At 37.2% G+C, this 25,256-nt stretch carries 19 protein-coding genes; 15 read left to right on the plus strand and 4 right to left on the minus strand.

The genetic code is table 11. The annotated features are described in order from the left end of the window. The first annotated feature begins 36 nt into the window (after positions 1-36). On the plus strand, positions 37-471 hold the full coding sequence (locus tag LNP23_RS20965) for a DUF1896 domain-containing protein (RefSeq protein WP_230002736.1): 435 nt from the start codon (positions 37-39) through the stop codon (positions 469-471). After that, positions 458-5,782 (plus strand): N-6 DNA methylase, encoded by a 5,325-nt coding sequence (locus tag LNP23_RS20970; RefSeq protein WP_230002737.1) that lies wholly within the window; start codon positions 458-460, stop codon positions 5,780-5,782. Before LNP23_RS20965 ends, LNP23_RS20970 begins: the two co-directional genes overlap by 14 nt. Here LNP23_RS20970 and mobC read toward each other — a convergent pair. Beyond that, positions 5,763-7,784: a conjugal transfer protein MobC gene (gene mobC, locus LNP23_RS20975; protein ID WP_230002738.1), complete on the minus strand. Its 2,022-nt coding sequence runs from the start codon at positions 7,782-7,784 to the stop codon at positions 5,763-5,765. The genes LNP23_RS20970 and mobC overlap by 20 nt on opposite strands. 212 nt (positions 7,785-7,996) lie before the next feature. Between mobC and LNP23_RS20980 the strand changes: the two genes are divergently transcribed. After that, positions 7,997-8,554, plus strand: coding sequence for a hypothetical protein (locus LNP23_RS20980; RefSeq protein WP_230002739.1), 558 nt, complete (start codon positions 7,997-7,999; stop codon positions 8,552-8,554). Positions 8,555-8,581: 27 nt separating this feature from the next. Here LNP23_RS20980 and mobB read toward each other — a convergent pair whose 3' ends face one another. Both mobB and mobA read right to left on the minus strand, forming a co-directional pair. After that, the gene (gene mobB, locus LNP23_RS20985) at positions 8,582-9,880 is read right to left on the minus strand and encodes a conjugal transfer protein MobB (RefSeq protein WP_230002740.1); all 1,299 of its coding nucleotides are present in this window, start codon (positions 9,878-9,880) and stop codon (positions 8,582-8,584) included. A gap of 1 nt (position 9,881) precedes the next feature. Beyond that, positions 9,882-10,319: a conjugal transfer protein MobA gene (gene mobA / locus LNP23_RS20990; RefSeq protein WP_230002741.1), complete on the minus strand. Its 438-nt coding sequence runs from the start codon at positions 10,317-10,319 to the stop codon at positions 9,882-9,884. 706 nt (positions 10,320-11,025) lie between these two features. Between mobA and LNP23_RS20995 the strand changes: the two genes are divergently transcribed. From LNP23_RS20995 to LNP23_RS21005, 3 genes are read left to right on the plus strand one after another with little or no spacing between them, the layout of a single operon-like run. Next, complete coding sequence (locus tag LNP23_RS20995) at positions 11,026-11,793, plus strand: ParA family protein (protein ID WP_230002742.1); 768 nt, start codon at positions 11,026-11,028, stop codon at positions 11,791-11,793. Between the two features lie 4 nt (positions 11,794-11,797). Next, positions 11,798-12,205, plus strand: a complete 408-nt coding sequence (locus LNP23_RS21000) for a DUF3408 domain-containing protein (protein ID WP_230002743.1) — start codon at positions 11,798-11,800, stop codon at positions 12,203-12,205. A gap of 2 nt (positions 12,206-12,207) precedes the next feature. After that, a complete protein-coding gene (locus LNP23_RS21005) occupies positions 12,208-12,840 on the plus strand; it encodes a conjugal transfer protein TraD (RefSeq protein WP_230002744.1) in 633 nt (210 codons plus the stop codon). A gap of 16 nt (positions 12,841-12,856) precedes the next feature. Here the strand turns inward: LNP23_RS21005 and LNP23_RS21010 are convergent, their stop codons facing one another. Beyond that, positions 12,857-17,509 (minus strand): protein NO VEIN domain-containing protein, encoded by a 4,653-nt coding sequence (locus tag LNP23_RS21010; RefSeq protein WP_230002745.1) that lies wholly within the window; start codon positions 17,507-17,509, stop codon positions 12,857-12,859. 220 nt (positions 17,510-17,729) lie between these two features. Here LNP23_RS21010 and LNP23_RS21015 point away from each other — a divergent pair, with 220 nt between their 5' ends. From LNP23_RS21015 to traM, 9 genes are read left to right on the plus strand one after another with little or no spacing between them, the layout of a single operon-like run. Continuing rightward, the gene (locus LNP23_RS21015; protein WP_230002746.1) at positions 17,730-18,035 is read left to right on the plus strand and encodes a DUF4134 domain-containing protein; all 306 of its coding nucleotides are present in this window, start codon (positions 17,730-17,732) and stop codon (positions 18,033-18,035) included. A 10-nt stretch (positions 18,036-18,045) separates the two neighbouring features. Beyond that, complete coding sequence (locus LNP23_RS21020; protein WP_230002747.1) at positions 18,046-18,378, plus strand: DUF4133 domain-containing protein; 333 nt, start codon at positions 18,046-18,048, stop codon at positions 18,376-18,378. Then, entirely contained in the window at positions 18,375-20,879 is a 2,505-nt protein-coding gene (locus LNP23_RS21025; protein ID WP_230002748.1) for a TraG family conjugative transposon ATPase, read from the plus strand. The genes LNP23_RS21020 and LNP23_RS21025 overlap by 4 nt, the downstream gene beginning before the upstream one ends. Positions 20,880-20,906: 27 nt before the next feature. Next, complete coding sequence (locus LNP23_RS21030; protein WP_230002749.1) at positions 20,907-21,539, plus strand: DUF4141 domain-containing protein; 633 nt, start codon at positions 20,907-20,909, stop codon at positions 21,537-21,539. A 3-nt stretch (positions 21,540-21,542) separates the two neighbouring features. Continuing rightward, positions 21,543-22,538 carry a conjugative transposon protein TraJ gene (gene traJ, locus LNP23_RS21035; RefSeq protein WP_230002750.1) on the plus strand — a complete coding sequence of 332 codons (996 nt, stop codon included), beginning with the start codon at positions 21,543-21,545 and terminating at the stop codon, positions 22,536-22,538. Positions 22,539-22,550: 12 nt separating this feature from the next. Next, positions 22,551-23,174, plus strand: coding sequence for a conjugative transposon protein TraK (traK, locus tag LNP23_RS21040; protein WP_230002751.1), 624 nt, complete (start codon positions 22,551-22,553; stop codon positions 23,172-23,174). Between the two features lie 12 nt (positions 23,175-23,186). Beyond that, positions 23,187-23,624 (plus strand): hypothetical protein, encoded by a 438-nt coding sequence (locus LNP23_RS21045; RefSeq protein WP_230002752.1) that lies wholly within the window; start codon positions 23,187-23,189, stop codon positions 23,622-23,624. Between the two features lie 20 nt (positions 23,625-23,644). Then, positions 23,645-23,932: a nitrogen regulatory IIA protein gene (locus LNP23_RS21050; RefSeq protein ID WP_230002753.1), complete on the plus strand. Its 288-nt coding sequence runs from the start codon at positions 23,645-23,647 to the stop codon at positions 23,930-23,932. After that, complete coding sequence (gene traM, locus LNP23_RS21055) at positions 23,919-25,247, plus strand: conjugative transposon protein TraM (protein ID WP_230002754.1); 1,329 nt, start codon at positions 23,919-23,921, stop codon at positions 25,245-25,247. Before LNP23_RS21050 ends, traM begins: the two co-directional genes overlap by 14 nt. The last annotated feature ends 9 nt before the right edge of the window (positions 25,248-25,256 follow it).

Below are 25,256 nucleotides of genomic sequence, written 5' to 3' on the forward strand. Positions count from 1 at the left end.
TAATAAAGTAAATTATAATATCCTAATAAAACAGTTATGGCGGCAGAAAATAAAATATCCCATTATTCATTAAGACTAAAGGAATTGCTCAATATTAGTTTTCCTGAGCTATACACAAATAAAAGATTTATCGAACGACGTGGACAATTAGCCGCAAAAGTATACAATGATGCTTTTATTGCCGGTAATACTATTGAACAGTGCAATGAGATTGCTCAGTATGTGCTGTTTGAAGGATTGCATTTTTCAAAATTCGACACCGTTTTTAAAGTCGTTTGCAATGAATTTGATACGATAATGGCTGATGAGGAACTACGTCCTTTTGCCTTAAAAATGCTTCCGGTTTGTAATTTAATATTTGAACAATTCAGGCTAACTGACGATTTTGCTGAAAGCTATGAATTTGAACTTCTCTACACGGAACTGACCGGAACTATTCAAATCTGGATAGAGGAAAATGGCCTTCAATAAGAGGGAACATCTGAAAAACAATATAGAGGCGTTGCAACTTATTTTCCAAATTGAAAAAGAAAAACGCCAAGCTACTGAAACCGAGCGAAAAGTACTAATGCAGTATAGCGGTTTTGGCGGTCTTAAATTTGTACTCAATCCTGCCGATAAGCCTGAAGACATCAGTCGTTGGGTAAAATCAGAACAAGAACTCTTTGCTCTTACCCAAGAACTTCACCAACTGCTACGGATAAATTCGGACGACGAAAAACAATACCATCGTTATATAGAAAGCTTAAGAAATTCTGTTCTGACTGCTTTCTACACTCCTCCTCTAGTTATTGAATCCATTGTAAATTCCTTTAAGGAAATTGAGATACATATTGAGCGCTTCTTAGAACCATCTGCAGGAACCGGATCATTTATTGAAGCTTTTAAGAATAATACTACATCACATATTGCTGCATATGAAAAGGAATTACTTACAGGAAAAATAGTAAAACAGCTCTATCCTGATAACAGCATCAGAATTACCGGATTTGAAGAAATACCTGATAAGGAAAAAGATAGTTATGATGTTATTGCCAGTAATATACCATTTGGAGATACCTCAATATTTGATCTTTCTTATATCCGTAGTAAAGACCCCGCTCAAGTACAGGCTACCCGAAGTATTCATAACTATTTCTTTTTAAAGGGGATAGATATGCTTCGTAATGGTGGAATATTGGCATTTATTACATCCCAAGGTGTTTTAAATAGTACCAAAAATGAACCAATACGTCAGGCATTAATGAAAAGTTGCGACCTTATCTCAGCTATACGTTTACCAAATAATCTCTTTACAGATTATGCTGGAACTGACGTTGGAAGCGATTTGATTGTACTACAAAAAAATAATGCTAAATTATTACTTTCTGAAACAGAACAACAATTCTGCAAAACCTATTTAACTCCTGAGAATACCACAAATAATCTCCTTTTTGAAAATCTGCAGCGCATTGTTCATACCTCATTGTATAAAGGAACCGATCAATACGGCAAATCTACATGGATTTATGAACATAAAGATGGTGCTCAGGGCATAGCAAGAGATTTAAAAAGCATGCTGTCCTTTGACATTTCTAATAATTTAGATTCCCAGCTATATAAAGGATTAAATAAGATAGAAACCATTGTTCCACTTTCAATATCTCAACCTGTTAATTTTCCTATTGAAATTAAAAAAGAAGAGTCTAATGAAAGTAAATCTGTAATTGCAACAAACTCATCAGAAATAGCACAATTAAGTCTGTTTAGTTTTTATGATAATACTCCTGAAGTAAGACCAATACCTCAAAGAAAGAAAACCGTTAAGTCTTCTAATAAAAGCTCACATTTCAAAATTCAACAGGGAAACTTATTTGATTTTCCCGTTAGGCAAAATGATACTGTAACACCAGCAAATAGTGAGGAAAACAAAGTTAAAAACAATGAGGTCTTTGGAAATTTATTCTCTGAGGATAATAAAGAGCAGTTTAATATCGTCCCTAAACCAGACATTTATAAAGGCGAATTAAAACCTTTTCATAGAAACGAATGTTTAGTAGTAGATAAAGGTTACGTCGGCTATCTGAAAGATTTAAATCAGGATGAAGAAAAAGCTATATTCCATCCACTTATACTTGCACCGACACAAAAATCCAGAGCAGAATTTTATATTAACCTACGTGATGCTTATCAAGAATTATATCAAAAAGAGGCAGAAAAACAAACAGAACACAAACAAGAAAGACAAACTCTTAATAGGCTATATGACATTTTTATAAAAAGATATGGAAGCCTGAATAGTGCTGAAAATATCAAACTCATCAAAACCGATAGTGCGGGAAATGAAATACCTTATCTGGAGCGTGTGGTTGGTGGTGTGGTTCATAAATCTGACATATTTCACGCTCCTGTCAGTTTTTCTACTGCTACATTCACAACAGATAATCCTGATGAAGCATTGGCCGCATCACTAAACAGATATGGAGCTGTCCGATTGGATTATATGTCACAAATCAGCAAATTATCGTTCGATGATTTGAAAGAAGCTTTGCACGGACGTATTTTTTTTAATCCGCTGGAAAAACAATATGAGATTTCAGAAAAATGGGTATCAGGAAATGTGGTTCTGAAATCAGAAGAGTTAATTGCCTATATAGGAAACAATCCAGATGATAAAGATGCTGAAGAAAGCCTTTCAGCTTTGCAAGAAGCCGTACCAAGGCGTATTGAGTTTGAGGAATTGGATTTTAATTTAGGAGAACGCTGGATACCAACAGGCATATACAATCATTTTGCTACTTATTTATTTAATACAGAGGTACGAATTCAGTATACTGAAAATACAGATGATTTTTCCATTAATTGCGATAAAAAGAATATTCATATAACTGAAAAGTTCGCTATAAAATCTCAAACCCGTTCATATGATGGGATTTCCCTTTTTAAACACGCTCTGGTAAATACGACTCCGGATATCACTAAAAAGATTATAATTGGAGATCAGGAAGTCAAAGTACGGGATATGGAAGCCATACAAATGGCTAACACTAAAATTGATGAGATTCGCAAAGCATTTTCGGACTGGCTGTATGCCCAAAATGACGAATTTAAAGAGCGACTGACTGATAAATATAACGACACTTTTAATTGTTTTGTCCGTCCGCAATACAACGGCAGTCATCAAGATTTTCCTGGTTTGGATAGAAAGGCTTTAGGAATTGAAGACCTGTATTCGAGTCAAAAAGATGCCGTTTGGATGATAAAACTAAATAGAGGTGCCATCTGCGATCATGAAGTAGGTGCAGGAAAAACACTTATTATGTGTGCCGCTGCTCAAGAAATGAAACGTTTAGGACTCGCTCATAAACCTATGATTATTGGACTAAAAGCCAATGTACACGAGATAGCAGAAACGTATCGAAAAGCATACCCTCACGCTAAAATACTCTACCCAGGAAAAGAAGATTTTACCCCGCAAAAACGCCTGCGTATTTTTGGTGATATCAAAAACAATGATTGGGATTGTATCATCCTTACACACGATCAGTTTGGAATGATTCCGCAATCACCAGAAATGCAAAAAGAGATTTTACAAGCAGAACTAGATAGTGTTGAAGAGAATCTCTCAGTGCTTGAATCTCAAGGCAAGGAAGTTTCGCGTGCGATGCTTAAAGGAGTTATCGTTCGAAAACAAAACTTGGAAGTTAAACTAAAAACACTCGAACACGATATCGAAAATCGTAAAGACGATGTTGTAGATTTCAAAATGATGGGTATTGATCATTTGTTGGTAGATGAAAGCCACCGTTTCAAAAACCTAATGTTCAATACCCGTCATGATCGTGTAGCTGGATTAGGTAATATGCAGGGAAGTCAAAAGGCCTTAAATCTACTATTTGCTATACGAACTATACAAGAGAGAAGTAGAAAAGATTTAGGAGCTACTTTTCTTTCTGGAACTACCATTAGCAATTCACTAACAGAATTATATTTATTGTTCAAATACCTGCGTCCACAGGCAATGAAGAAACAAGGTATTAGCTGTTTTGATGCCTGGGCAGCTATCTATGCCCGTAAGACTACCGATTACGAATTCTCGGTTGCCAATAATATTGTACAAAAAGAACGATTCCGTTATTTTATCAAAGTACCGGAGCTGGCCCAATTCTATTCTGAGATTACAGATTATCGCACAGCAAAAGATATCGGTATCGACCGACCAGAAAAGAACGAGATACTCTACAATATTCCACCCACTCCACAGCAGGAAGTGTTTATTAAGAACCTTATGGAATTTGCCAAAACAGGTGATGCTACAAAACTTGGAAGAGCTAAATTGTCTGATAGCGAAGAAAAAGCCAAAATGCTTATTGCAACAGATTATGCTCGAAAGATGTCTCTTGATATGAGAATGATCAGTTCCAAATATGACGACCATCCTGACAATAAAGCCTCACATTGTGCTTTGAATATTGCTAAATATTATAATCAATTTAATGCTCAAAAAGGGACACAGTTTGTGTTTTCAGACCTAGGCACTTATAAGCCTGGTCAGTGGAATGTCTATTCGGAAGTTAAGCGTAAACTAATAGTGGATCATGGGATTCCCGCCCATGAAATACGTTTTATTCAAGAAGCCAAAACTGATAAGATGCGTAGGGAGTTCATAAGTGCGATGAATGAAGGGAAAATCAGGATACTATTTGGATCAACTGATATGTTAGGGACAGGAGTCAACGCCCAGAAGCGGTCGGTAACGATACATCATTTAGACACGCCGTGGAGACCGAGCGATTTGTCGCAAAGAAATGGTAGGGCGATTCGTAAAGGTAATGAGATAGCCAAGCATTTTGGGGACAATAAAGTAGATGTTATCATATATGCTGTAGAGAAATCACTGGATAGTTACAAGTTTAATCTACTACACAATAAACAACTATTTATTGATCAACTTAAGAATAATAGTCTAAGTAAACGTACTATTGATGAAGGTAGCATGGATGAAAAATCAGGTATGAATTTCTCGGAATATGTTGCCATTCTTTCAGGAAATACGGACCTATTGGAAAAAGCAAAATTAGAAAAGAAAATTACTTCATTGGAGAGCGAACGCCATGCTTTTACTCGCTCCAAATCTATGTCACGTTATAAATTAGAAGATAATACAGCTACTTTAACTACTTCAAAATCCCGTGTAGCTTTATTCACTCTTGATTGGAAGAACCTGCAAAAACGCATACAAAAAACACAGGAAGGTACAATTTTGAACCCTGTCCAATTAATTGGGTTACAATCAAATGCTGATATCAAAGAAATCGGACAAAAACTGAATGTTATAGCTGATAAAGCGAGAACGGAAGGTCAGTATGAGGAAATTGGCACATTGTATGGTTTTTCACTTCTAGTAAAAACGGAGGTATCCCAAAAAGAGAATGTCAATATAAAAGATAACCGATTTTTTGTTCAAGGCGAAAGCAGCATCAAATACACTTACAATAACGGACAAATGGCCTCTGATCCAAAATTGGCCACTATGAATTTCTTGAATGCTCTTGAAAAAATACCAGATTTAATTAACCAGGAACAAAAGAAAATAAATGCTATTGAAAAAGATATTCCTGTACTTCAGGAAGTGGTCAATGGTGTCTGGACAAAAGAAAATTCATTAGCAGAGTTGAAAACTGAGTTAGCGGCTTTGGAGAGAAAAATTCAGCTATCAATTGCACCTGAAAAGCAGCAAGAATCAGAGGAATTGGAATCAGTTAATAATCAAAACGGAACTCCTAAATTGAAGGCTTCTTAGTCTGTTCTTTTTTAATCAAATATTGCAAATCAGGATCATTAGTAATGCGTAGCATCTCATCGGTTATAATTTGAATAACATCTTGTTTGATCTGTTTATAATTGGCTTCGATTTCTACTTTCATCATATCAAGGCTTTCCTCGTTTACAAAAGATCGTATCTCCGGAATTTTCTGGTAGGTTTTAGTTTCAGCTGCTACCTTTTCATTATCTACCACAATTTCGGCATGAAATATTTTTTGTTCTATGCGTTCTTCAAAATTGTCTGATACAGCTCCCACAAAGAGTCCTTGTGTTAGTGTAGAAATTTTAGAAGCTGGAATAAGACTGTCGAGCTGTGTAGATATAGAAGTTGATTTATCATTTCTATTGATGGTCATACTTTGTCTTTTCTGTAATACTTTACCAAAACGTTCAGACAAACTTTTGGCAGTTTCCCCAACAACCTGACCGCTAAAAATATTACCTACCGTATTTTGAATTACCTTACTCTCTTTATCTCCATAATCGCGAGTTAATTGTGAGTAATCCTGAAATCCCAAACATACTGCCACCTTATTACTTCGTGCAGTAGCAATTAAATTATCCAGTCCCCTGAAGTAAATAGTTGGAAGTTCATCTATGATTACGGAACTTTTTAGTTGTCCTTTTTTATTAATAAGTTTTACAATTCGGGAATTGTACAATCCTAAAGCAGCGGAATATATGTTCTGCCTGTCGGGGTTATTACCTACACAAAGTATTTTAGGTTCATTTGGATTATTAATATCCAACGAAAAATCATCACCAGTCATTACCCAATATAATTGTGGGGAAATCATTCTGGACAAAGGGATTTTAGCACTGGCAATTTGTCCTTGTAATTGATCCTGTGCACCACCTTGCCACGCATCCATAAATGGAGAAAGATAATTTTCTAACTCAGAATATGTGGTTAAAATTGTGAACACATCTGCATATTTTTTATTTAGTAGTTCAATCGCGTGAGGAAAAGTACAATACTTGCCATTCTCATAAATTTTTAAAAACCAGATAATGGCCGCCAAAAGAATGATGGGACTTTCTACAAAGAAATCACCCTGCTTCTGTATCCAGGAACGGTTCAGGTTCAACATGATGGTATAGGCAGACTCATAAGCATCCGAGATATCAGTCATAAAATCTGGATTAATTGGGTTGCATCGGTGACTTCTTCTGGGATCATCAAAATTGATAACATAGAATTTTGGTTTGACTTTGTATTTGTCAGTATGTTTTAATAGATGATTGTAAGCAATCGTTGAAAGGTCATCAAACTTAAAATCATAAATGTACATCGAGAAACCTTTTTCAATGTGTTGCTTAATATAATTGTTGACAACGGCATATGATTTTCCAGAACCGGGTGTTCCAAGAACAATTGTTGCCCTGAAAGGGTTTACGACATTGATCCAACCGTTATGTTGTTTTTTATGGTACCAAAATTTGGTAGGCAGATTAACTGAATACTCGTTTTGCATTAACTGGGTTTCCTGCATAAAGCTCTCATTTTCGGTATTAAAAACATCATCCATAAGGCTGTTTTTGAGTAACCTGCTCATCCATACACCTGCCATCAGAAGGGAGATATACCCAAGACTCAAAGTGAAAACATATAAAAAGGTGCCCATTTCTACAGGCAGCTTTAGTAATGGTGTATTGAGAAAGAAAAAAACAAAGCCTATTGTGAGCGCTACATAAATTTTTCTCCAGGTTATCTTTTCGTTTTTTACCCCCTTACTGCCCAAACAGCTTAATGCAAGAAGAACCAAAGCAAATAGTTTAGTATACAGAGTATGCGAAAACAACCCTGCTGTTCGTTGAAAGTTTCCTAGTATTTTATCAATGATCGATAACGTCCATTGTTCTTCTTTGAAGAACCCGTAACAAAACCAATAGCAATGCATCAGTACCAATAAAATGCTCACGGCACGCATAAACTCCATAATCTTGGCTAATCCCCTTAAATCATCTTCTCCCTGCATTCTCTAATTATTAAACGTTCGGGCGTGAATTTAAAGGCTATGCAGTGTGGCTATAAAATGTGGCAGGCATTGAAAGTGCGTGGAAGTATTTGGCGTTAAACGGTTCCAATCAGGTTTAGATTTTCACATCGTTTTTTTTATTAAATTTAGTGTCCTGAAAATTATTTTGGGTATCTCATCAATTTAAATATCAACATTAGAGAAAAAACAATATGAATTACTATAATCCAGATATTGATCCAGGTGAAAGTGAACAAGAATATGAGGCCCGGAAAAATGAAGAAAGTAAATCCGCAACAGGATTAATGTTTGGTATCGTTGGGGTTTTTATTTTCGTCTTAAAAATGGCTGCTATTTTTGGTGTTTTCTTTTATGCCGGATTTTTACTGTCTCAAAAGCTGTGGGGAGAAGAAACCAATAAATTCAAAATTTGGGGTTTCTCTATATTATTTACCTACCTTATTTTCTGCATCATTTATTTATTTAAAGGAACTATCATCGGATTGCGGGCAAAGAAATGGAAGTTATGGATAGTACCGTGGGTAATCTGTGTGTTATTATGCTGTATTGTTCCCTCATTAATAGTAAAATCATTGGTTGCTGGTATATTCAATCCGACAGAACGACAGGGTATATGGTGTATCGGAATTAGTTGGGGAGCATTCATACTTTTTTCCTTATATCTCTATGATATTTATCAGTTCAAGACACCAACTGCTCCGAAGGTTTTGTATTGGAGCTATGCTTGGGGGTTGAAATTATCTTCATAATCGGGAGTTCATAATGAATAGCAAAACCTATTGACCTCTCTTACGTTTCTTTTTCTTTTTCATCTTATTGGCAAAATCCTGTTCCTGATAATCTTCTCCCTGAGATTCGGGTAATAATCCACCGAAACCTTCTATACTGCTATGGCTATCATCAGAGTGCACAGGACTATGATTACTTAAAAAATTAAATAAATCGTGAGTTTTCTCAGCTGGTAAACTTTCGGATACTGGTTTGTTTATAATTGTCTCTGTATCCTCACTATTTCTAACTTCTGGTTTTAATCCCTTATTCCACCATTCGTTGAATACATTAGCTGAGAATTCTTTTCCCAAACGCGAACCATTCCATACCGTTTTGGAATTGTGGTCGATGAATGTAATTCCATAAATTCGTCCTGTGTCATTTCGCAGAACAACAACATTAATTCCTTTTTCAGCCAATTGTTTTTTAAAATCCTGTTCATCGGTTGTGGTTTTTAGTGCTGTTTCAATTGTTCCTTTAATTGACAGCCTTGTATCATTTTGTTTAAGTACAACTTTAGACTCTTCAAAATGATTTTGAAGGTGCTGGTGTCCTGCAGTTTTTCCAAAAAGAGAGGCTTTAAATGGGTTACTGCCTTTTGCTCCGTTTTCGTTTAATGCAAAATAGACTAATCCGTTTTTGGGTTTTCCGTGCAATTCTCCTTTCACTTCTTCGACAGTGATATTGAAAAGAGATAACAACGCATTATATTCTCCCAAACTTTGAAAATGATAATATTTTGGGAGATAACGTACAACTGAAGCAACATGACTTTTAAGGTCATTGGCTTTATAATCTACAGGAGCGAATGTTTTATTATTTTGTTGTTGCTCATTCTCTCTAGCTACGATCAATCCATACTTTTTCTCTAAGTCACGACATATATCCATAGAGCGCATACGCTCATAACTATCCGAAATTTTTCTGCCTTGCTCATCTACACAAACTGATACAATGTGAATATGAGTACGCTCAATATCAGTATGTTTAAATACAACGAAGGGCTGTTCACCGTATCCCATTTTTTGCATATACTCCTCTGCAATAACATTAAATTTTTCATCACTGACATTGTCTTTAGGATTAGGATTGATAGATATATGCAGTACCGCTTTCTCTGTTTTGCGATTAGCTAATAGGTATGGTTCAAAAGAACGGAACATTTGATGAATAGAATAATGACCATCAGGTGTTTCCAATATTTTATGGGTAAAGAGAACCTCAGCCTTTTCTTTCTCAACTTTGAGTTGATTATAGGAAAGTACACCCGTCAAATTTTGTCCTCTACCAATTTTAGCTACCATTTTATTCGTTTTCTTTTAAATATTTTGCTTCAAATTCCCCAGTAAGTTGTATGATCTGCTGACATAATTTTGCCATTTCAGCGGTCTGTTTTTCTAATTTATAGAGATAAGCGCTTGCTTTTTTCTCCGAAAAATTGCGAAAAAGCAGCTTTACAATCTGGTTATAATTCACTCCAACTGAGCGAAACTGACCATACAGTGTAGTCAGTCGCATATAATAATCCATTGTAACCTTGTCCACTTTGATGGTCTTAATAGTCTTTTGAAAGATACAGGCAGTAATAAAATGCGCCATTACATTCATTTGTGATTGTTCAAAAAGAGAAAGAAAGCGGGCGTTTTCTTCAGCATTCAATGATATGGAATAACGGAAAACGGCAGGATCCTTTTTAGGATTACGCCCGGATTTTCTCAGTGGTCTGTTATTGCTTTGGTCCATAAAAATCCAATTATAATATTATAAAACATCGACTTTGGAGAATGTTTTCCAGCTCTCGGCAGAGCAAGTTGTTTTGAGCAGCGGAATTCATTTCCAGCAGCTCAAAACACAACTTGCTCCTTTCGGGTGAAAGGAAAATCCGCCCTTCGGGACGGATTAATGTTAGCAGGGAAAAACGGCTTGAGGCCGTTCCGGTTGCCACCCACAAATTGCTTTGAGCTTTTAATCAATTCAACAGATTAAAGCCTTTACAAAGTAAAGCCTAGATAATGGAATCATTACAGAATGTATCACAGCCAAAGAGTACCACCTAAAGACAATTTAGGACAGATTGATATTAGCAGTTATGTATCATCATTTCTTTGTGCAAGCATTCTTAGTGCTATATGTACCAACGCAATTTTGTAGCTACATCAATACATAGAATGGTCGTTAAGGACATGAAATCATACATATTCAAATCTCTAAATAAAAATGCACAGAATTATGAAGAGATGTATTTGAATATATGGTTTTCTATGCGTGGAAATATAATTATAAAGTGATACCGATATAAATAGTCACTGACTTATGAAAATGAAACTGTATGCAGATAATTTTCTAAGAAGATATATAAATATATGCAGTGCTATATAGATACTATTATGTATATATCTGATGATAAAAAACAATGTAAATGAATATGTAATTAAAAACAGTTATACAAATGAAAACAAAACACAGAACAATATTTGTTGCTTTTTCTTCTCAAAAGGGAGGTGTTGGTAAAAGTACATTTACAGCAATTGCCGCCAGTATTCTACACTACAGACTCGGTTATAATGTAGCCGTATTTGATTGTGACTTTCCACAATACAGTTTGATAAAAATGCGTACTCGTGATATGACTACAGTCATGGAAAACGATGTATTCAAGCGGATAGCTTATAAGCAGTTCACAACCATAAACAAAAAGGCTTACCCTATTATGAAGCATAAGGCCGAAGGTCTGCTGGAAGCTGCACATGACTTTGCAGTGTCGTCGACAGTACCAATTGATGTTATCTTTTTTGACCTTCCAGGAACAGTGAATACCCCTGGGATTTTAAAAGCATTGGCAGGAATGCACCATATTTTCACACCTATTACCGCTGACCGTCTGGTCATGGAAAGTACACTCGTTTTTACTCAGTTGATGACTGACGTTATCATGAAAAAAGGAGAAACATCCATAGAAAATATCAGCCTATTCTGGAATCAGGTGGATGGACGCGAACGCTCACCTTTATATGATATCTACAACGAGCTCATCAGCAATCTCGGACTAAGCATTATGCACTCCCAGATTATGAATAGCATGCGTTTTCGCAAAGAAAGTGAAGCCGATGCTAAGACCGTTTTTCGCTCTACCATATTACCTCCAGACGAGCGACTGATGAAAGCCTGTCGATTAGACCAGTTTATGACTGAGTTTTTAAGAACACTTCAATTATAATTCTATGCAAAAAGATGATAAAGTAAAAGTTACGCCTGAAATCGACGAAGAGCTGATGATGGCTATAATGGAGGATGGCGTGAAAAAGGAAGGTATGCAAATTCCAGATGAAAAAGCAAAAAAGCCAGAAAAAGTAAAAGTGATAATCAAAGAGCGAAGTAAAGTAAAAAAGATAAATGAAACGGATTATGAAAAAATATTTTTCAAGAGAGCTGAGACCAATGCCCGAAATGGAAAATCAGTTTACATACGTCCTGATTTTCACGAAAAAATGTCCCGTATAGTACAGGTTATCGGTGAAGATAAAATAACCATTTACGCCTATCTGGATAATTTGTTAGAATACCATTTTCTAGAGTTTGGAGAACAGATTACTAAGAGTTATAATGATAAGCATAAACCAATTTTTTAGCTATGGAAATAGTGATTGTTATATGTCTGCTGATTGTAATTGTCCTTTTATCAAAGGACAAGATTGTCATAAAAAAGGTGGTTTCAAAACAAGAGCAGCCTCCATTCGTAAATCTTAATATGCCTGAAATAATGGGCATTCCCAAACCAAAGAAAAGACTTTCAATGCCAAGTATTGCCTCCAATAGCCAAAACGAAGAGTCGATAAAGAAGATTGATAATTTTGAATCAGAAATTGAAGAAAACGATTTTGATATAGAAATTCCGCAGGAAGAACTAGATGAAGTTTTCAGAAATATGCCTGATTTTGAGGAAGAGGAAGAAGAATGGAACAGGTATGGAATATCCGGTGGGAATTACGGTTTTGCTCAAGGGGTTACCTTTGAAGAGCTAAGCTCCGTGGGGATGCTGCTACAAAAAGAAAAATTGGAGCAATCTCAAAAGGAAACAACGGTCGCTATTGTTCAGAAAATACAGGGAACCGAATTATTCAGTCTGTTGGAAAATTCCATGGAAAGTGCCTCCCGTAAAATAGCTGAGCTATTGGACGGGAGTCTTTCTACTGAAACAGATGCTGGTTCTTCCACTTTGCGGAAAAATGATTTGGAGGAGTTTGATATTGGTGAGTTTATGTGAAAACTGCTGGAGCAAACTATACGTTTATTTCTTTAAACCTAATTTCGAAGTTTCTGTAAATAGCAGAGAATTTACTATTTGAGAAAAAATCCTCTCCATCGGCAAGTATAAAGAGATTTCCTAAATCTCTGATTCTCCTTTGAGAGTTATCCATTATTTGGGTTACCAAAATGAGCTTATAAAAGTTCCCTTCCTTATGGGCCTTTTCGATCTCATTTTTTGTAATCTCAAATGTATCATAAATGTCACCTTTACCTTTTACTTCAACGAAATATTTGTTGCCTTCACTGTCTAAATATTCAATATCATAACCTAGACCATCTTGCCCCTCTGGATTATAACCTGAATGTGTTCGGTAAATCTTACTTGCGTATTTTGAAACCCAAGTAACTTCATCATACATAGTTTTTAGCTTTTCAAAAACAACCATTTCTGCAATTAAACCTAACCGCTTTTTGAATTGATCATTTGCACCTCCATCAAATCTCCTCCCATTTCCTGCTGAACTATTTCCATTTCCAGAGGTAACATCAACGTTTTGAGTTGAAACTTCCTCTATCTCTGTATCAGTTTGGTTACTGAATTCATTTAGAAAATCTTCTAATTCTGATTCACTATCTACTGTATTATTTCCTTTTTTCAAAGTGGACAACCAATCTTTAAAACTATTTCTCAATGAATCTACCTCATTGAAATACAATAAACTTCTCACTTTGTTATCAGCCAGAAAAGTATCAAGGTTTTCATCTGTAAAGTCCACGGAAGCCAATTTATTTTCTAATAGTTTACGGTTCATTGAGTAAATCACAATAGGGTCAAAATGATTAAAATCATTATTTAAATCACTTAGTTTAATTTCCAGAAAAGGAAATTCACTCAATAGCGATTCTAAAAAGAATTGCTCAACATCAAGTTCAAGTGTATTTAAAGGAATCAAAAATTTAAAATTTATTTTAAAATTATCGAGGTGGTTTTGGTAAAGGCATTTTTCCTCCTTAATTTGTTTACTAAGATGGTCATGTAATAAAGCATTAAAGCCTCTCTCAAATTTATTTTTTATTTTCAACAATCTGTTCTGGTATGTATTTCTAAAATCAATCTTTGGAAAAATGAATTTATTGACATCATCTAAAGTAATTGAAAGCAAGCCTAGAAAATTTGTAAGGACACGAATGTTTGAACTTTTACTAGTCTCGGTAAAAACAAATTTATTTTCAATTTCCTGAATAATTGCCAATTCAATTTCAAGTATAGCAGATAATTTTTTTAAATTTATTTGGTTTTCGATGAACAAATTTTCTCTGGTCTGTATTTTTTTTGCTGATAGAATAGCTTCCCAGAATTTCTGGTTTGGTGTAAAAATAAAATCATTCAACTTATCACGGATTTCATTAATCCGTTCTTCCGTTATATCATAACTCTTAAGGTAATCGTGCTTGTTATTAGTATTTAAAAAATTAAGTAAATTAGCAGTGAAATTGCGCAAGTCACGATCTAAAATGTTGATGAAAAATTCATTTACTGCTTCAGCAATCTGTTTGTTTTGATTCATTGAACTATGACGAGGTCCCAAATGAATATTGAAATCAGAATCGATAAAATGACTTACTGGGATTAGCATTTTTGGCGAATTGCCAACAGAAATTTCAACTTCTAAATTTTCCTTTTCGAGCACTCTAACGGCTTTAATTTTACCAAAATGTTTACTAATCGCATCGCCAAGGTGTGATTCTAGCAATGCGACAAATTCAGGTAGCAATCCATAAAAAGATACTAAAGTGTGTGTTCTAACAATTTCTGTATCAACAATTTCTTTTTCAATAGACCTTGAAAATCTTTTTCCGATTTTTCCGGCAATCTTCCCAAAGGTATTTTTATCTCTGTTAGTGAAATGTGGCTGAACTTCTTTTTTAATTCCAATCGGAAGCAAATCATAACCCGGTTTGTCATCGATGTAAAATATTTGATGTGCAACACTCCAGCGTGGTGTTTTTGTTGTTTCATCAATACTTAGAAAGTTTATTTCTTCTAATTGATCAATAGTGTCTTCTATTACAGGATTTGTATCGTAGAAATCAACAAGCTTACCAAGAATACGATTATAGAAATTTATAAAATCTTTTCCATCTGGAATCACTGTTTTATACCTTACGAAAATATTATTTAGAAGTTTTTTAAAATTATCAATTGAATTACCATTGAGATGAACTAATTCTATTTCCCTAATAAAGTCTTTTCCTAAACCATAATCCATTGGTAATAGCCTTAAAAAATTTCTTACTACCTGATTGTGTGCTTGGCTGAAATCAAAATGATTTATACCAACAACTTCATTGACTGAATATCTCTCATCTTCTCCCTGAAAACATATCCATTTTTCATTTGAGAGAACTTCCACGAATTGGCTAAATTTTACTGATGTTTCTTTATTTACACTTCTCCAATTACTAGTATTACTGGAATACAGTAATTTTGGAAGTAAATCATTTTGAATAAAGGACTGATATGTAATCCAATTATTTATAATCATGCTCGTAAACCAAGTGTTGTAATAAACTGGCATATCTAAAACACGATCATTAAAAACGTAAAAAGGTCGTGCTGAAAGACCAGAAAAATTTTGTATTTTACGATCTCTTTTTTCCTTAGTTTTAATCACTATGTTTTTTGTTATTACATAGATGGCGGGAATCTGCCACACACCAAACTTCTTTAAAAATTCAGTAGTAAGATTTATTTCATTTTGTTTACTTTTCCATACTAAAACAGAGTCATCAACAAAATTCCCATCAGGATAAAGCTGTTTCAGGTTTTCACTTTCAAAATATATGGGATTGGTAAGTGGAGATAGCCATTTTCCACTACCTTTTACAGGTAGAATAATCTTTTCCCTAATTTCTAAGTCTGATTTTGCATCTAGGTCGTTGATATTATAAAGTGCATTCAGTAAATCAATATTTGGGACAGAGCTCTTGTTAAACAGTTTTAGCAGGCGTCTTACAAGTTCATAAGTATTAAACTCAGTGATACCAGTACGGCTTTTTCCTTCTCTAAAATCACTTATGACTATATCCTTATGTATAAAGTGGATTTGTTTTTGAATACTATTTGCCAATTCGATTGGTCTTTGCTTACTCCCTTTTCCTCTATAAAAAACGTCTTCTTCGCTAGAAACCAACTGCCAATTGTTAGTAAGTAAAACTTTTTTTCCTGTCAGGTCTAACCCTTGGTGCTTGCTTACGTAATTGTAAAGATTTTGAAAGAACTTTACTTTCTTTTGCTTTAACTGCCGCTTGCATTCACTTTCAATTTGGTTGGCGATATCATCATAATGTAAATAAGTGATTTCAAATTCATCGCATAGCCAATCTTTTACTTCCTTGTCATCTGTATAGATCAACGTTTTATCTCCTAAATTCCCATCGGGGAAAAGCCCTTTGTCGAACCCATCTGCAACCATTATTTCTGATGGACGAAAATATCTTTTTGTTCGGCTATCATAAATAAATTTTTGTGTTTTCAGTTCAGCTACCACGCTGTCGTACAATATTTCTAATTTTGCGTCATTGTTCCTTTTGAAACAAAGTACTCTATTGGTATTAATTTTAGTAGATTTGAGTTTGGTAAGCATTTCATTTCCAATATATTTACCAATTGAAAAAAGCAGAAAGTCATTTAATTTTGATTCTCTTAAAGCTTTCCTTTCAGGGTTTACAATAAAATAGCTGTGAATAATAAAGCGAAAACCCGAAGTTATTTGCAAAGGATAAAAAAGGTACAGTTTTGCTTCTCCTATTGGTTCTATTTGTCCATTTTCTCCCTGCTTCAAAACAATACTTACATCAACAAAGGCACTATTGCTGAATATTTCTTTTTCTTTTCCCTCTAAAGACTGAATGACTTCCTGGGAAATTTCAATTTTATCAACTGGAGAATAGTATTTGTAATTGGTTATAGTGCTGTCATTCTGATGAACTTCAATCAGATTCTTTTTAGAGTTTTTATTAATTGAAAAACTTATAACATCCGTGTCAAACTCAAATTTTAATTTTTGGATATTACCTAGAAGAATTAATTGCTCAGCTTGAATTTTGGAAAAATCCGTAATGATTTTTTCTTCTGTAATCCCTTTTTTAAGAGGCATTGCTATTTTTGTAACAACGCCACTCTTAATTTCTACTTCGGAAAGCTTTTCATTATCAAAATGAGGAAAATAGAAAAGAGGAACATCTTCAAATTCCAATACTTCGTTTGTGTATTTTTTAATTGTGGTGCTTCTGTCGAAATAAACCGCACCGTGCTCAGTAATTATCTTGGGATTTTCAGTTACTTCCTTTATTGATTTAAATCCTATTCCTTTAAAACCTATATAATCTTGACTGTGCTTGGTACTTTTTCCTATTCTTGTGATTCCTTCAATTCCCTTTTGACTGAATCCAGCACCTGTATTTGATATGTAAAGTGTTTTATTAAGAATTGTGATAAAAATTTCTCCATCTATATTCAATTCCCTATTGGCGTCTCTTACATTTTGGATCAACTCAAAAAAATATCTTCCCTCATATGCCTGCTGTAAGTACTTTTCTGCTTGAGCAATATCACTTAATCCAGCAACTGGAGTATTATTTCTCTCGATAAATAATGTATCTAATATTCCTTTAAGGTTCATTCAAATTTGTATTTATGGATTACTTAAATGCGGGAGAAATTGAATGAAGTAATTTCATTGAATCGCCTGTTACAAACTTAAGCAAAAACTTGATTAAGTGCCTCTCTTAGCCAAATAACTCCTCTCAAAGACATGTCATTATTACGTCTTCTGTTCTCCAATAGATTTGCTTAAAACCTGAACAAAGCAGGAAAAAGTAATAATCTAATTCATTCAAATCATGGAGAAACTAACAAAAAAAAGAGGACTGTCGGGCCTTTTGTTGCTGTCAGCTTGTGTGGCTTTTGCTCAGGGCAACGGCACTGCGGGTATCAATGAAGCGACCCAGATGGTCACATCCTATTTCGATCCCGCCACACAACTTATTTATGCGATCGGAGCCGTAGTAGGACTAATCGGCGGCGTTAAAGTTTATAACAAATTCAGCAGCGGAGATCCCGATACCAGTAAGACAGCAGCAAGCTGGTTTGGTGCATGTATCTTCCTGATTGTAGCGGCTACCATTTTGCGTTCCTTCTTCCTTTAAAAATTGATATATGAACAATTACAATATCAATAAAGGTATCGGAAGAACAGTAGAATTTAAAGGACTCAAGGCGCAATATCTGTTCATCTTCGCTGGCGGATTACTCGGAACTCTTATTCTGGTCATGATACTTTACATGGCCGGGGTCAATTCCTATATCTGTCTGTTTCTCGGGACTGGTGGGGCTTCGCTGATTGTATGGCAGACCTTCTCCCTGAACAGAAGGTATGGAGAACACGGACTAATGAAAGTGAGTGCAAGAAAAAGGCATCCCCATTACATCATCTGTCGCAAGCCTGTACACCGCTACCTGAAGTTCACCAATAAATCCAGTGCCGTATGAGAAATGCAGCAAAAGCCACAACACTGGAAAGTAAGTTCCCACTACTGGCTGTTGAGAATAATTGTATCCTGTCAAAAGACGCAGACATTACTGCATGCTTTCAGGTGCATTTGCCAGAACTGTTCACGGTAGCTTCTGCCGAATACGTAGCCATTCATTCCGCCTGGCACAAAGCGATCAAGACCCTGCCTGATTTTACGGTGGTACACAAACAAGATTGGTACATTAAAGAGAGCTATGCACCTGATATGGAAGAAGACGACCAGAGTTTTTTGGCCAAGTCCTACCAGCGTCACTTCAATGAGCGTCCGTTTCTGAACCATTACTGCTATCTGTTCCTGACCAAAACTACCAAAGAAAGAATGCGGATGCAGAGCAATTTCTCATCGCTATGCAAAGGATCTTTGATACCAAAGGAAATCAGAGATAAGGAAGCGATCCATCGCTTTATGGAAGCTGTTGCTCAGTTTGAGCGTATCATCAACGATTGCGGATTTGTTAAACTGCAGCGCCTGAGCGAAGAAGATATTATTGGTGTGGAAGGAAAGCAGGGATTACTGGAACAGTACCTCACTTTGTCGCGAGAAGCCGGAACACCAATGCAGGACATCGCACTCGGAGGTGAAGAAGTCCGCATTGGAAATAAAAGGCTGTGCCTGCACACCTTGTCCGATACAGATGATTTGCCTGGAACGGTGTCGGCAGATACCCGTTACGAAAAACTGTCAACCGACCGCAGCGATTGCCGTTTGTCGTTTGCTGCCCCTGTGGGATTACTGCTCAGCTGCAATCATATTTACAACCAATACCTGTTTTTAGATAACAGCGATGAGAGCCTGCAAAAGTTTGAAAAGTCCGCACGAAACATGCATTCACTGGCTCGTTACAGCCGTGCCAATCAGATCAACAAGGAATGGATTGAGCGCTACCTGAACGAAGCACATTCTTTTGGATTGTCGTCCATCAGGGCGCACTTTAATATCATGGCGTGGTCAGACAATGCTGGCGAACTCAAACAGATAAAGAATGACAGCGGCAGCGCACTCGCTCTGATGGAATGCAAACCGCGCCACAACACTACCGATGTTGCCACATTGTATTGGGCGGGAATGCCTGGGAATGCAGCTGATTTTCCAAGTGAGGAAAGCTTTTACACGTTTATCGAACCGGCATTATGCTTCTTCACCGAAGAAACCAACTATCATAATTCAACGTCGCCGTTTGGCATCAAGATGGCAGACAGGCTCACCGGCAAACCCATCCATCTGGACATTTCAGATCTGCCCATGAAACGTGGTATCATCACCAACCGGAACAAGTTTATACTTGGTCCTTCAGGAAGTGGTAAATCTTTTTTTACCAACCACATGGTAAGACAATATTATGAGCAGGGCGCACATGTCCTGCTCGTAGATACCGGTAACTCGTATCAAGGATTGTGCGAACTAATTAAAGGCAAGACTAAAGGAGAAGACGGGGTCTATTTCACTTATACCGAAGACAATCCCATTGCCTTTAACCCTTTCTATACCGATGATGGAGTATTCGACATTGAAAAAAGAGAAAGTGTCAAGACCCTGATATTAACCTTGTGGAAACGTGATGATGAACCACCAGCCCGTTCAGAAGAGGTGGCGTTGTCCAACGCAGTAAGCGGTTATATCGAGTGTATCAAACAAAGTGACGTGTATCCTTCTTTCAATGGCTTTTATGAATACGTTCGGGGCGATTATCGCAAGGTGCTGGAAGAAAAACAGGTACGGGAAAAAGACTTTGACATTGCCAATTTTCTTAATGTACTCGAACCATATTACAAAGGTGGCGAGTATGATTACCTGCTTAATTCCGACAAACAGTTAGACCTGCTTTCCAAACGCTTTATCGTGTTTGAGATCGATGCCATCAAGGATCATAAAATCCTCTTCCCGATCGTGACCATCATCATTATGGAGGTATTCATTAACAAGATGAGAAGATTGAAAGGTATACGCAAACTCATCCTAATTGAAGAAGCCTGGAAAGCCATTGCCAAAGAAGGTATGGCAGAATACATTAAGTACCTTTTTAAGACTGTCCGCAAATTCTTTGGAGAAGCGATTGTAGTAACGCAGGAAGTAGATGATATCATCCAGTCGCCAATTGTCAAAGAAAGTATCATCAATAATTCCGACTGTAAAATCCTGCTCGACCAGCGCAAGTACATGAACAAGTTCGATGATATCCAGGCAATGCTCGGATTGACTGATAAAGAAAAGGCGCAGGTACTTTCCATTAACATGAACAATGATCCCTCACGGCTTTACAAGGAAGTGTGGATTGGTTTGGGCGGTACGCACTCTGCGGTATATGCCACAGAAGTCAGTCTCGAAGAATATCTCGCCTATACCACCGAAGAAACTGAAAAAATGGAAGTGATGCAACTCGCATCGGAATTAGATGGCAATGTGGAATTAGCCATCAAGCACATCGCAATGCAAAGGCGGGAAAAAATAAATCAGTAATAATTAACAATTAAAAATTTAGAAACAATGAAAAAGATTATGTATCTGGTGTGTACGGCACTCATGCTTGCCACCGCACCCTCAGTGAAAGCTCAATTTGTAGTTACCGATCCGGCAAATTTGGCTTCAGGAATTCTCAACAGTGCCAATGAAATTATACAGACTTCATCTACGGTATCCAATGTTATTAAAAATTTCAAGGAAGTGGAAAAGGTCTATAAACAAGGCAAAGAATATTACGACAAGCTAAAGGCGGTAAGCAATTTGGTGAAAGATGCACGCAAAGTACAGCAGACTGTACTACTAGTCGGCGATGTGTCGGAAATGTATGTACAGAATTTTGGCAAGATGATGAACGACCCCAACTTTTCTGCCCAGGAATTGGCAGCTATTGCCAATGGCTATTCAGCACTCCTCAATGAGAGTACTGAACTACTGAAAGAACTTAAACAGATTGTAAGCTCATCAAGTCTTTCCCTTAATGACAAAGAGCGTATGGATATTATTGACCGTGTCTACAAAGAAGTAAAAGAATACCACAGCCTTGTACGCTACTATACCAACAAGAATATCTCCATTAGCATTCTAAGGGCAAAGAAGCAGAACAATACCAAAAGAGTACTGGAACTCTATGGACCTTCAAACCAAAAATACTGGTAGGCTATGGAATTTAATAACCTTCACGAAGTCCTGCGCTCCCTTTATGATGAGATGCTCCCACTGTCCGCCGATATGGCGGCAGTGTCCAAAGGTTTGGCTGGTCTGGGAGCCTTGTTCTATGTAGCTATTAAGGTATGGCAGGCCCTCAGCCGGGCAGAGCCTATTGATATGTACCCTTTGCTACGTCCGTTTGCATTAGGCCTTTGCATCATGTTTTTCCCGACGGTGGTACTGGGAACCATCAATGCAGTCCTAAGCCCGGTGGTTACAGGAACCCATTCCATACTCGAAGACCAAGTACTTGACCTGAACGATTTACAGGCAAAAAAAGACCAGCTGGACAGGGAGGCGATGCTTCGCGACCCTGAAACTGCCTATTTGGTATCGAACGAAGAGTTTGATAAAAAACTGGAGGAATTGGGCTGGTCGCCTACCGATGTTGGAACAATGGCAGGAATGTATATGGACAGACAGGCTTACAAGATAGAGAAAGCAATAAAGGAATGGTTTCGCAATTTGCTAGAAATACTTTTTCAGGCGGCGGCTTTGGTCATTGATACCATACGGACATTTTTTCTGATTGTCCTATCCATACTTGGACCGATAGCCTTTGCCATATCGGTATGGGACGGCTTTCAATCTACGCTCACACAGTGGCTCACCCGATATGTCAGCGTGTATTTATGGCTTCCAGTTGCTGACCTCTTCAGCTCAATGCTTGCCAAGATTCAATCCCTGATTATTGAGAGGGATATTGAAATGCTTGCCGATCCTACATTCATCCCCGATACTTCAAATACAGTCTATATCATCTTTATGATTATCGGCATTGTGGGATATTTCACCATTCCGACGGTGACAGGCTGGATTATTCAGGCTGGCGGGGCAGGAAACTTCACCCGTAATGTCAACCAGACAGCAATGAAATCTGGCAATATCGCCGGGGCCGGAGCCGGTTCAGCAGTTGGAAATATCGGTGGCAGGCTAGTAAACAATTAATCACTGAGAAAAATGGAATTTAAAACACTAAGAAATATCGAAAACAGTTTCAGGCAGATAAGATTGTACGCTATTGTGTTTGCTGTACTCTGCACAGGGATCACAGGATATGCCGTATGGCATTCCTACCGCTTTGCGGAACAGCAAAGGCAGAAAATTTATGTGCTGGACAATGGCAAATCATTGATGCTCGCACTCGCACAGGATGCCTCCATTAACCGTCCAGTGGAAGCCCGTGAACACGTAAGACGCTTCCACGAACTGTTCTTTACACTCGCTCCCGACAAGAATGCCATTGAAGGGAATATGAAGCGCGCATTCAACCTCGCTGATAAAAGCGCCTTTGATTATTACAAAGACCTTTCGGAGAAAGGGTATTTCAACCGCATCATATCGGGTAATGTGCAGCAACGCATCGAAATAGACAGTGTGGTCTGCAACTTCGAGACCTATCCTTACGCAGTACATACTTACGCCAAACAGTTCATCATCCGTTCCAGCAACGTAACAAGACGTAACCTGGTTACATCTTGTTTTCTGGTAAACTCTGTTCGTTCGGACAATAACCCGCAAGGCTTCAATATTGAAAAGTTCGCTGTGGTTGAGAATAAGGATATTGAAGTCATTGAACGCTAGAAATTAAAGGATATGAAACAGTTACTTGATTTAGAAACATTTGCAAAAAACCTAACAGATAAGGGATATGATGGATATTTCCATACGGAGAGCTGTTGTGCAGGTAAACTAAAGGATAGCATTAGTGGATTTTTGGAGGCTTGGAAAAATGGTAATGATGCTCCATTATTAGCAAATCATCTGCATTTATCTACCTACCTCGAATGGAATGGTGAAGACAAGCCAAAGGTTCAGTGCAATATGTGGGTAAGATATGAGAATGGGAAATTCAATTTAGAGGAAACAGAAATGTATATAACAAGAACAGACTGTTACGGACAATTATTGAAACAATCTAAACTGACAAATCTTACTGCAAGTTCGGTTCCGACCATAAAGGAAGCTATTGCCCAAGTATCTGAAAAAGCTACTGAAGATATTCCTCCCCGAAAAAGAGGGTTTAGAATGTGATAATCTATAATCATTAAAGTATGAAAAATTTAAGAACAAATATGAGCGAATGGTTTGACAGGCTGGATAAGCGATGGCAGGCACTCCCAGTAACGAAACAACACCGCTATACGCTTTACTTTTTTACAGGCTATGTGCTGCTAACCGTGGGGGTTATTTTTAAAGTAGGACTTGATATGGCAAAATCCAATAAGGACATGGAGATAAAGCATATTGAAAATCCTGCCCTAAAAAATAAAGAAAGTCCTGCAACAATACAGGACACTTTAATAACAATTCTAAAAAATAAGATTTATGAAGGAAAATGAAAAAAAGGTCAGCATTCTTGTTGAGGAAGGGGACCAAAACAAAACATCCAATCTATCAGATGATAAAAAAGGGATGCAGGAACGGATTAAAAAGCCACTGATATTCGTTTTAATGGGCATCGTGTTTTTAGGCTGTATGTACCTGATATTTAAACCGAGTTCAGATAAAAAGGAAATCGAAAACATCGGACTGAACGATGTCGTTCCCGAAGCGAGCGATGCAGGAATGCAGGCTGACAAACAAAAGGCCTACGAACAGGATATGTTGGAACAGAAAGATCAGGAAAAACGCAACGCCCTTACCACACTGTCCGACTATTGGAATGAGGACAGTTCATCCAATGATGCAACAGAAGTGCCAGCTGATGAAGAAGACCCAGGCAGTGGAACTGGTGGTGACAATGGAAAATCCGGCAACCCGGCACTAAACAGCTACCGCAATGCACAAAGTACATTGAGTTCTTTCTATCAGGACGATAATGACCAGACACAGGAGCTCCGTAAACAAGTGGACGAGTTAAAGGAAAAGCTGGCTGAAAAGGAAATACCTGCCGGTGTAACCGCAGCTGACCAACTGGCACTCATGGAGAAATCCTATCAGATGGCAGCCAAGTATCTTCCTTCAGGAACCAATACCAACGTTGGTGCAAATAGCAATAGTGTTAGTACCCTCACTCCTGTGGCTGCGCAGAAGGAATACTTTTCTGCATTCAGCCCAGTAAGAAAAAATACTGTATCATCCCTGTACCGTGAACCCAGCGACAGCACCTTTTTGGCCGACTGGAACCAAAACAGAAATCGCAGCTTTTATACCCCAGGTTCGGCACAGCAAGTAGTACAGCCAAAGAACAGCATCAAAGCCTGTATACAGGAAACACAGACCATTATTGGAGAAAGCATGGTACAGCTGCGTTTATTGGAGCCTGCTAAAACACCTAACAGTATCATTCCAAAGGGCACAATCATAACTGCTACTACTAAGATTCAGGCAGGGCGTTTACAGTTAAAGGTTACTTCCATAGAGCTGGACGGTAATATTATTCCTGTAGATATCACAATTTATGATCTTGATGGTCAGCAAGGTTTGTCAATGCCGTATTCACCTGAAATGAATGCCTTTACCGAAATGGCTGGCAATATGAGCCAGCAATCAGGAACAAGCCTGATGCTTACCCAATCAGCGGGACAGCAAATAGCCGCAGAGATGGGCAAAGGAGTGGTTCAGGGAATTTCGGGTTACTTCTCGAAAAAAGTTAGGACACCGAAAGTTACCCTAAAGGCTGGGCATCAATTGTTCCTGGTTTCTAAAAAATAAGAATTAATA

It is taken from the genome of Flavobacterium cupriresistens (assembly GCF_020911925.1).
Classification (GTDB): Bacteria; Bacteroidota; Bacteroidia; order Flavobacteriales; family Flavobacteriaceae; genus Flavobacterium; species Flavobacterium cupriresistens.

Coding starts and splice junctions, on each gene's coding strand:
- LNP23_RS21015 (WP_230002746.1), top strand. CDS start 17,730: ATGGAGAAACTAACAAAAAAAAGAGGACTGTCGGGCCTTTTGTTGCTG.
- LNP23_RS21030 (WP_230002749.1), top strand. CDS start 20,907: ATGAAAAAGATTATGTATCTGGTGTGTACGGCACTCATGCTTGCCACC.
- LNP23_RS21020 (WP_230002747.1), top strand. CDS start 18,046: ATGAACAATTACAATATCAATAAAGGTATCGGAAGAACAGTAGAATTT.
- LNP23_RS20970 (WP_230002737.1), top strand. CDS start 458: ATGGCCTTCAATAAGAGGGAACATCTGAAAAACAATATAGAGGCGTTG.
- traJ (WP_230002750.1), top strand. CDS start 21,543: ATGGAATTTAATAACCTTCACGAAGTCCTGCGCTCCCTTTATGATGAG.
- mobC (WP_230002738.1), bottom strand. CDS start 7,784: ATGCAGGGAGAAGATGATTTAAGGGGATTAGCCAAGATTATGGAGTTT.
- traK (WP_230002751.1), top strand. CDS start 22,551: ATGGAATTTAAAACACTAAGAAATATCGAAAACAGTTTCAGGCAGATA.
- LNP23_RS20995 (WP_230002742.1), top strand. CDS start 11,026: ATGAAAACAAAACACAGAACAATATTTGTTGCTTTTTCTTCTCAAAAG.
- LNP23_RS21045 (WP_230002752.1), top strand. CDS start 23,187: ATGAAACAGTTACTTGATTTAGAAACATTTGCAAAAAACCTAACAGAT.
- LNP23_RS21010 (WP_230002745.1), bottom strand. CDS start 17,509: ATGAACCTTAAAGGAATATTAGATACATTATTTATCGAGAGAAATAAT.
- LNP23_RS21050 (WP_230002753.1), top strand. CDS start 23,645: ATGAAAAATTTAAGAACAAATATGAGCGAATGGTTTGACAGGCTGGAT.
- mobB (WP_230002740.1), bottom strand. CDS start 9,880: ATGGTAGCTAAAATTGGTAGAGGACAAAATTTGACGGGTGTACTTTCC.
- LNP23_RS20980 (WP_230002739.1), top strand. CDS start 7,997: ATGAATTACTATAATCCAGATATTGATCCAGGTGAAAGTGAACAAGAA.
- traM (WP_230002754.1), top strand. CDS start 23,919: ATGAAGGAAAATGAAAAAAAGGTCAGCATTCTTGTTGAGGAAGGGGAC.
- LNP23_RS21025 (WP_230002748.1), top strand. CDS start 18,375: ATGAGAAATGCAGCAAAAGCCACAACACTGGAAAGTAAGTTCCCACTA.
- LNP23_RS21000 (WP_230002743.1), top strand. CDS start 11,798: ATGCAAAAAGATGATAAAGTAAAAGTTACGCCTGAAATCGACGAAGAG.
- LNP23_RS20965 (WP_230002736.1), top strand. CDS start 37: ATGGCGGCAGAAAATAAAATATCCCATTATTCATTAAGACTAAAGGAA.
- LNP23_RS21005 (WP_230002744.1), top strand. CDS start 12,208: ATGGAAATAGTGATTGTTATATGTCTGCTGATTGTAATTGTCCTTTTA.
- mobA (WP_230002741.1), bottom strand. CDS start 10,319: ATGGACCAAAGCAATAACAGACCACTGAGAAAATCCGGGCGTAATCCT.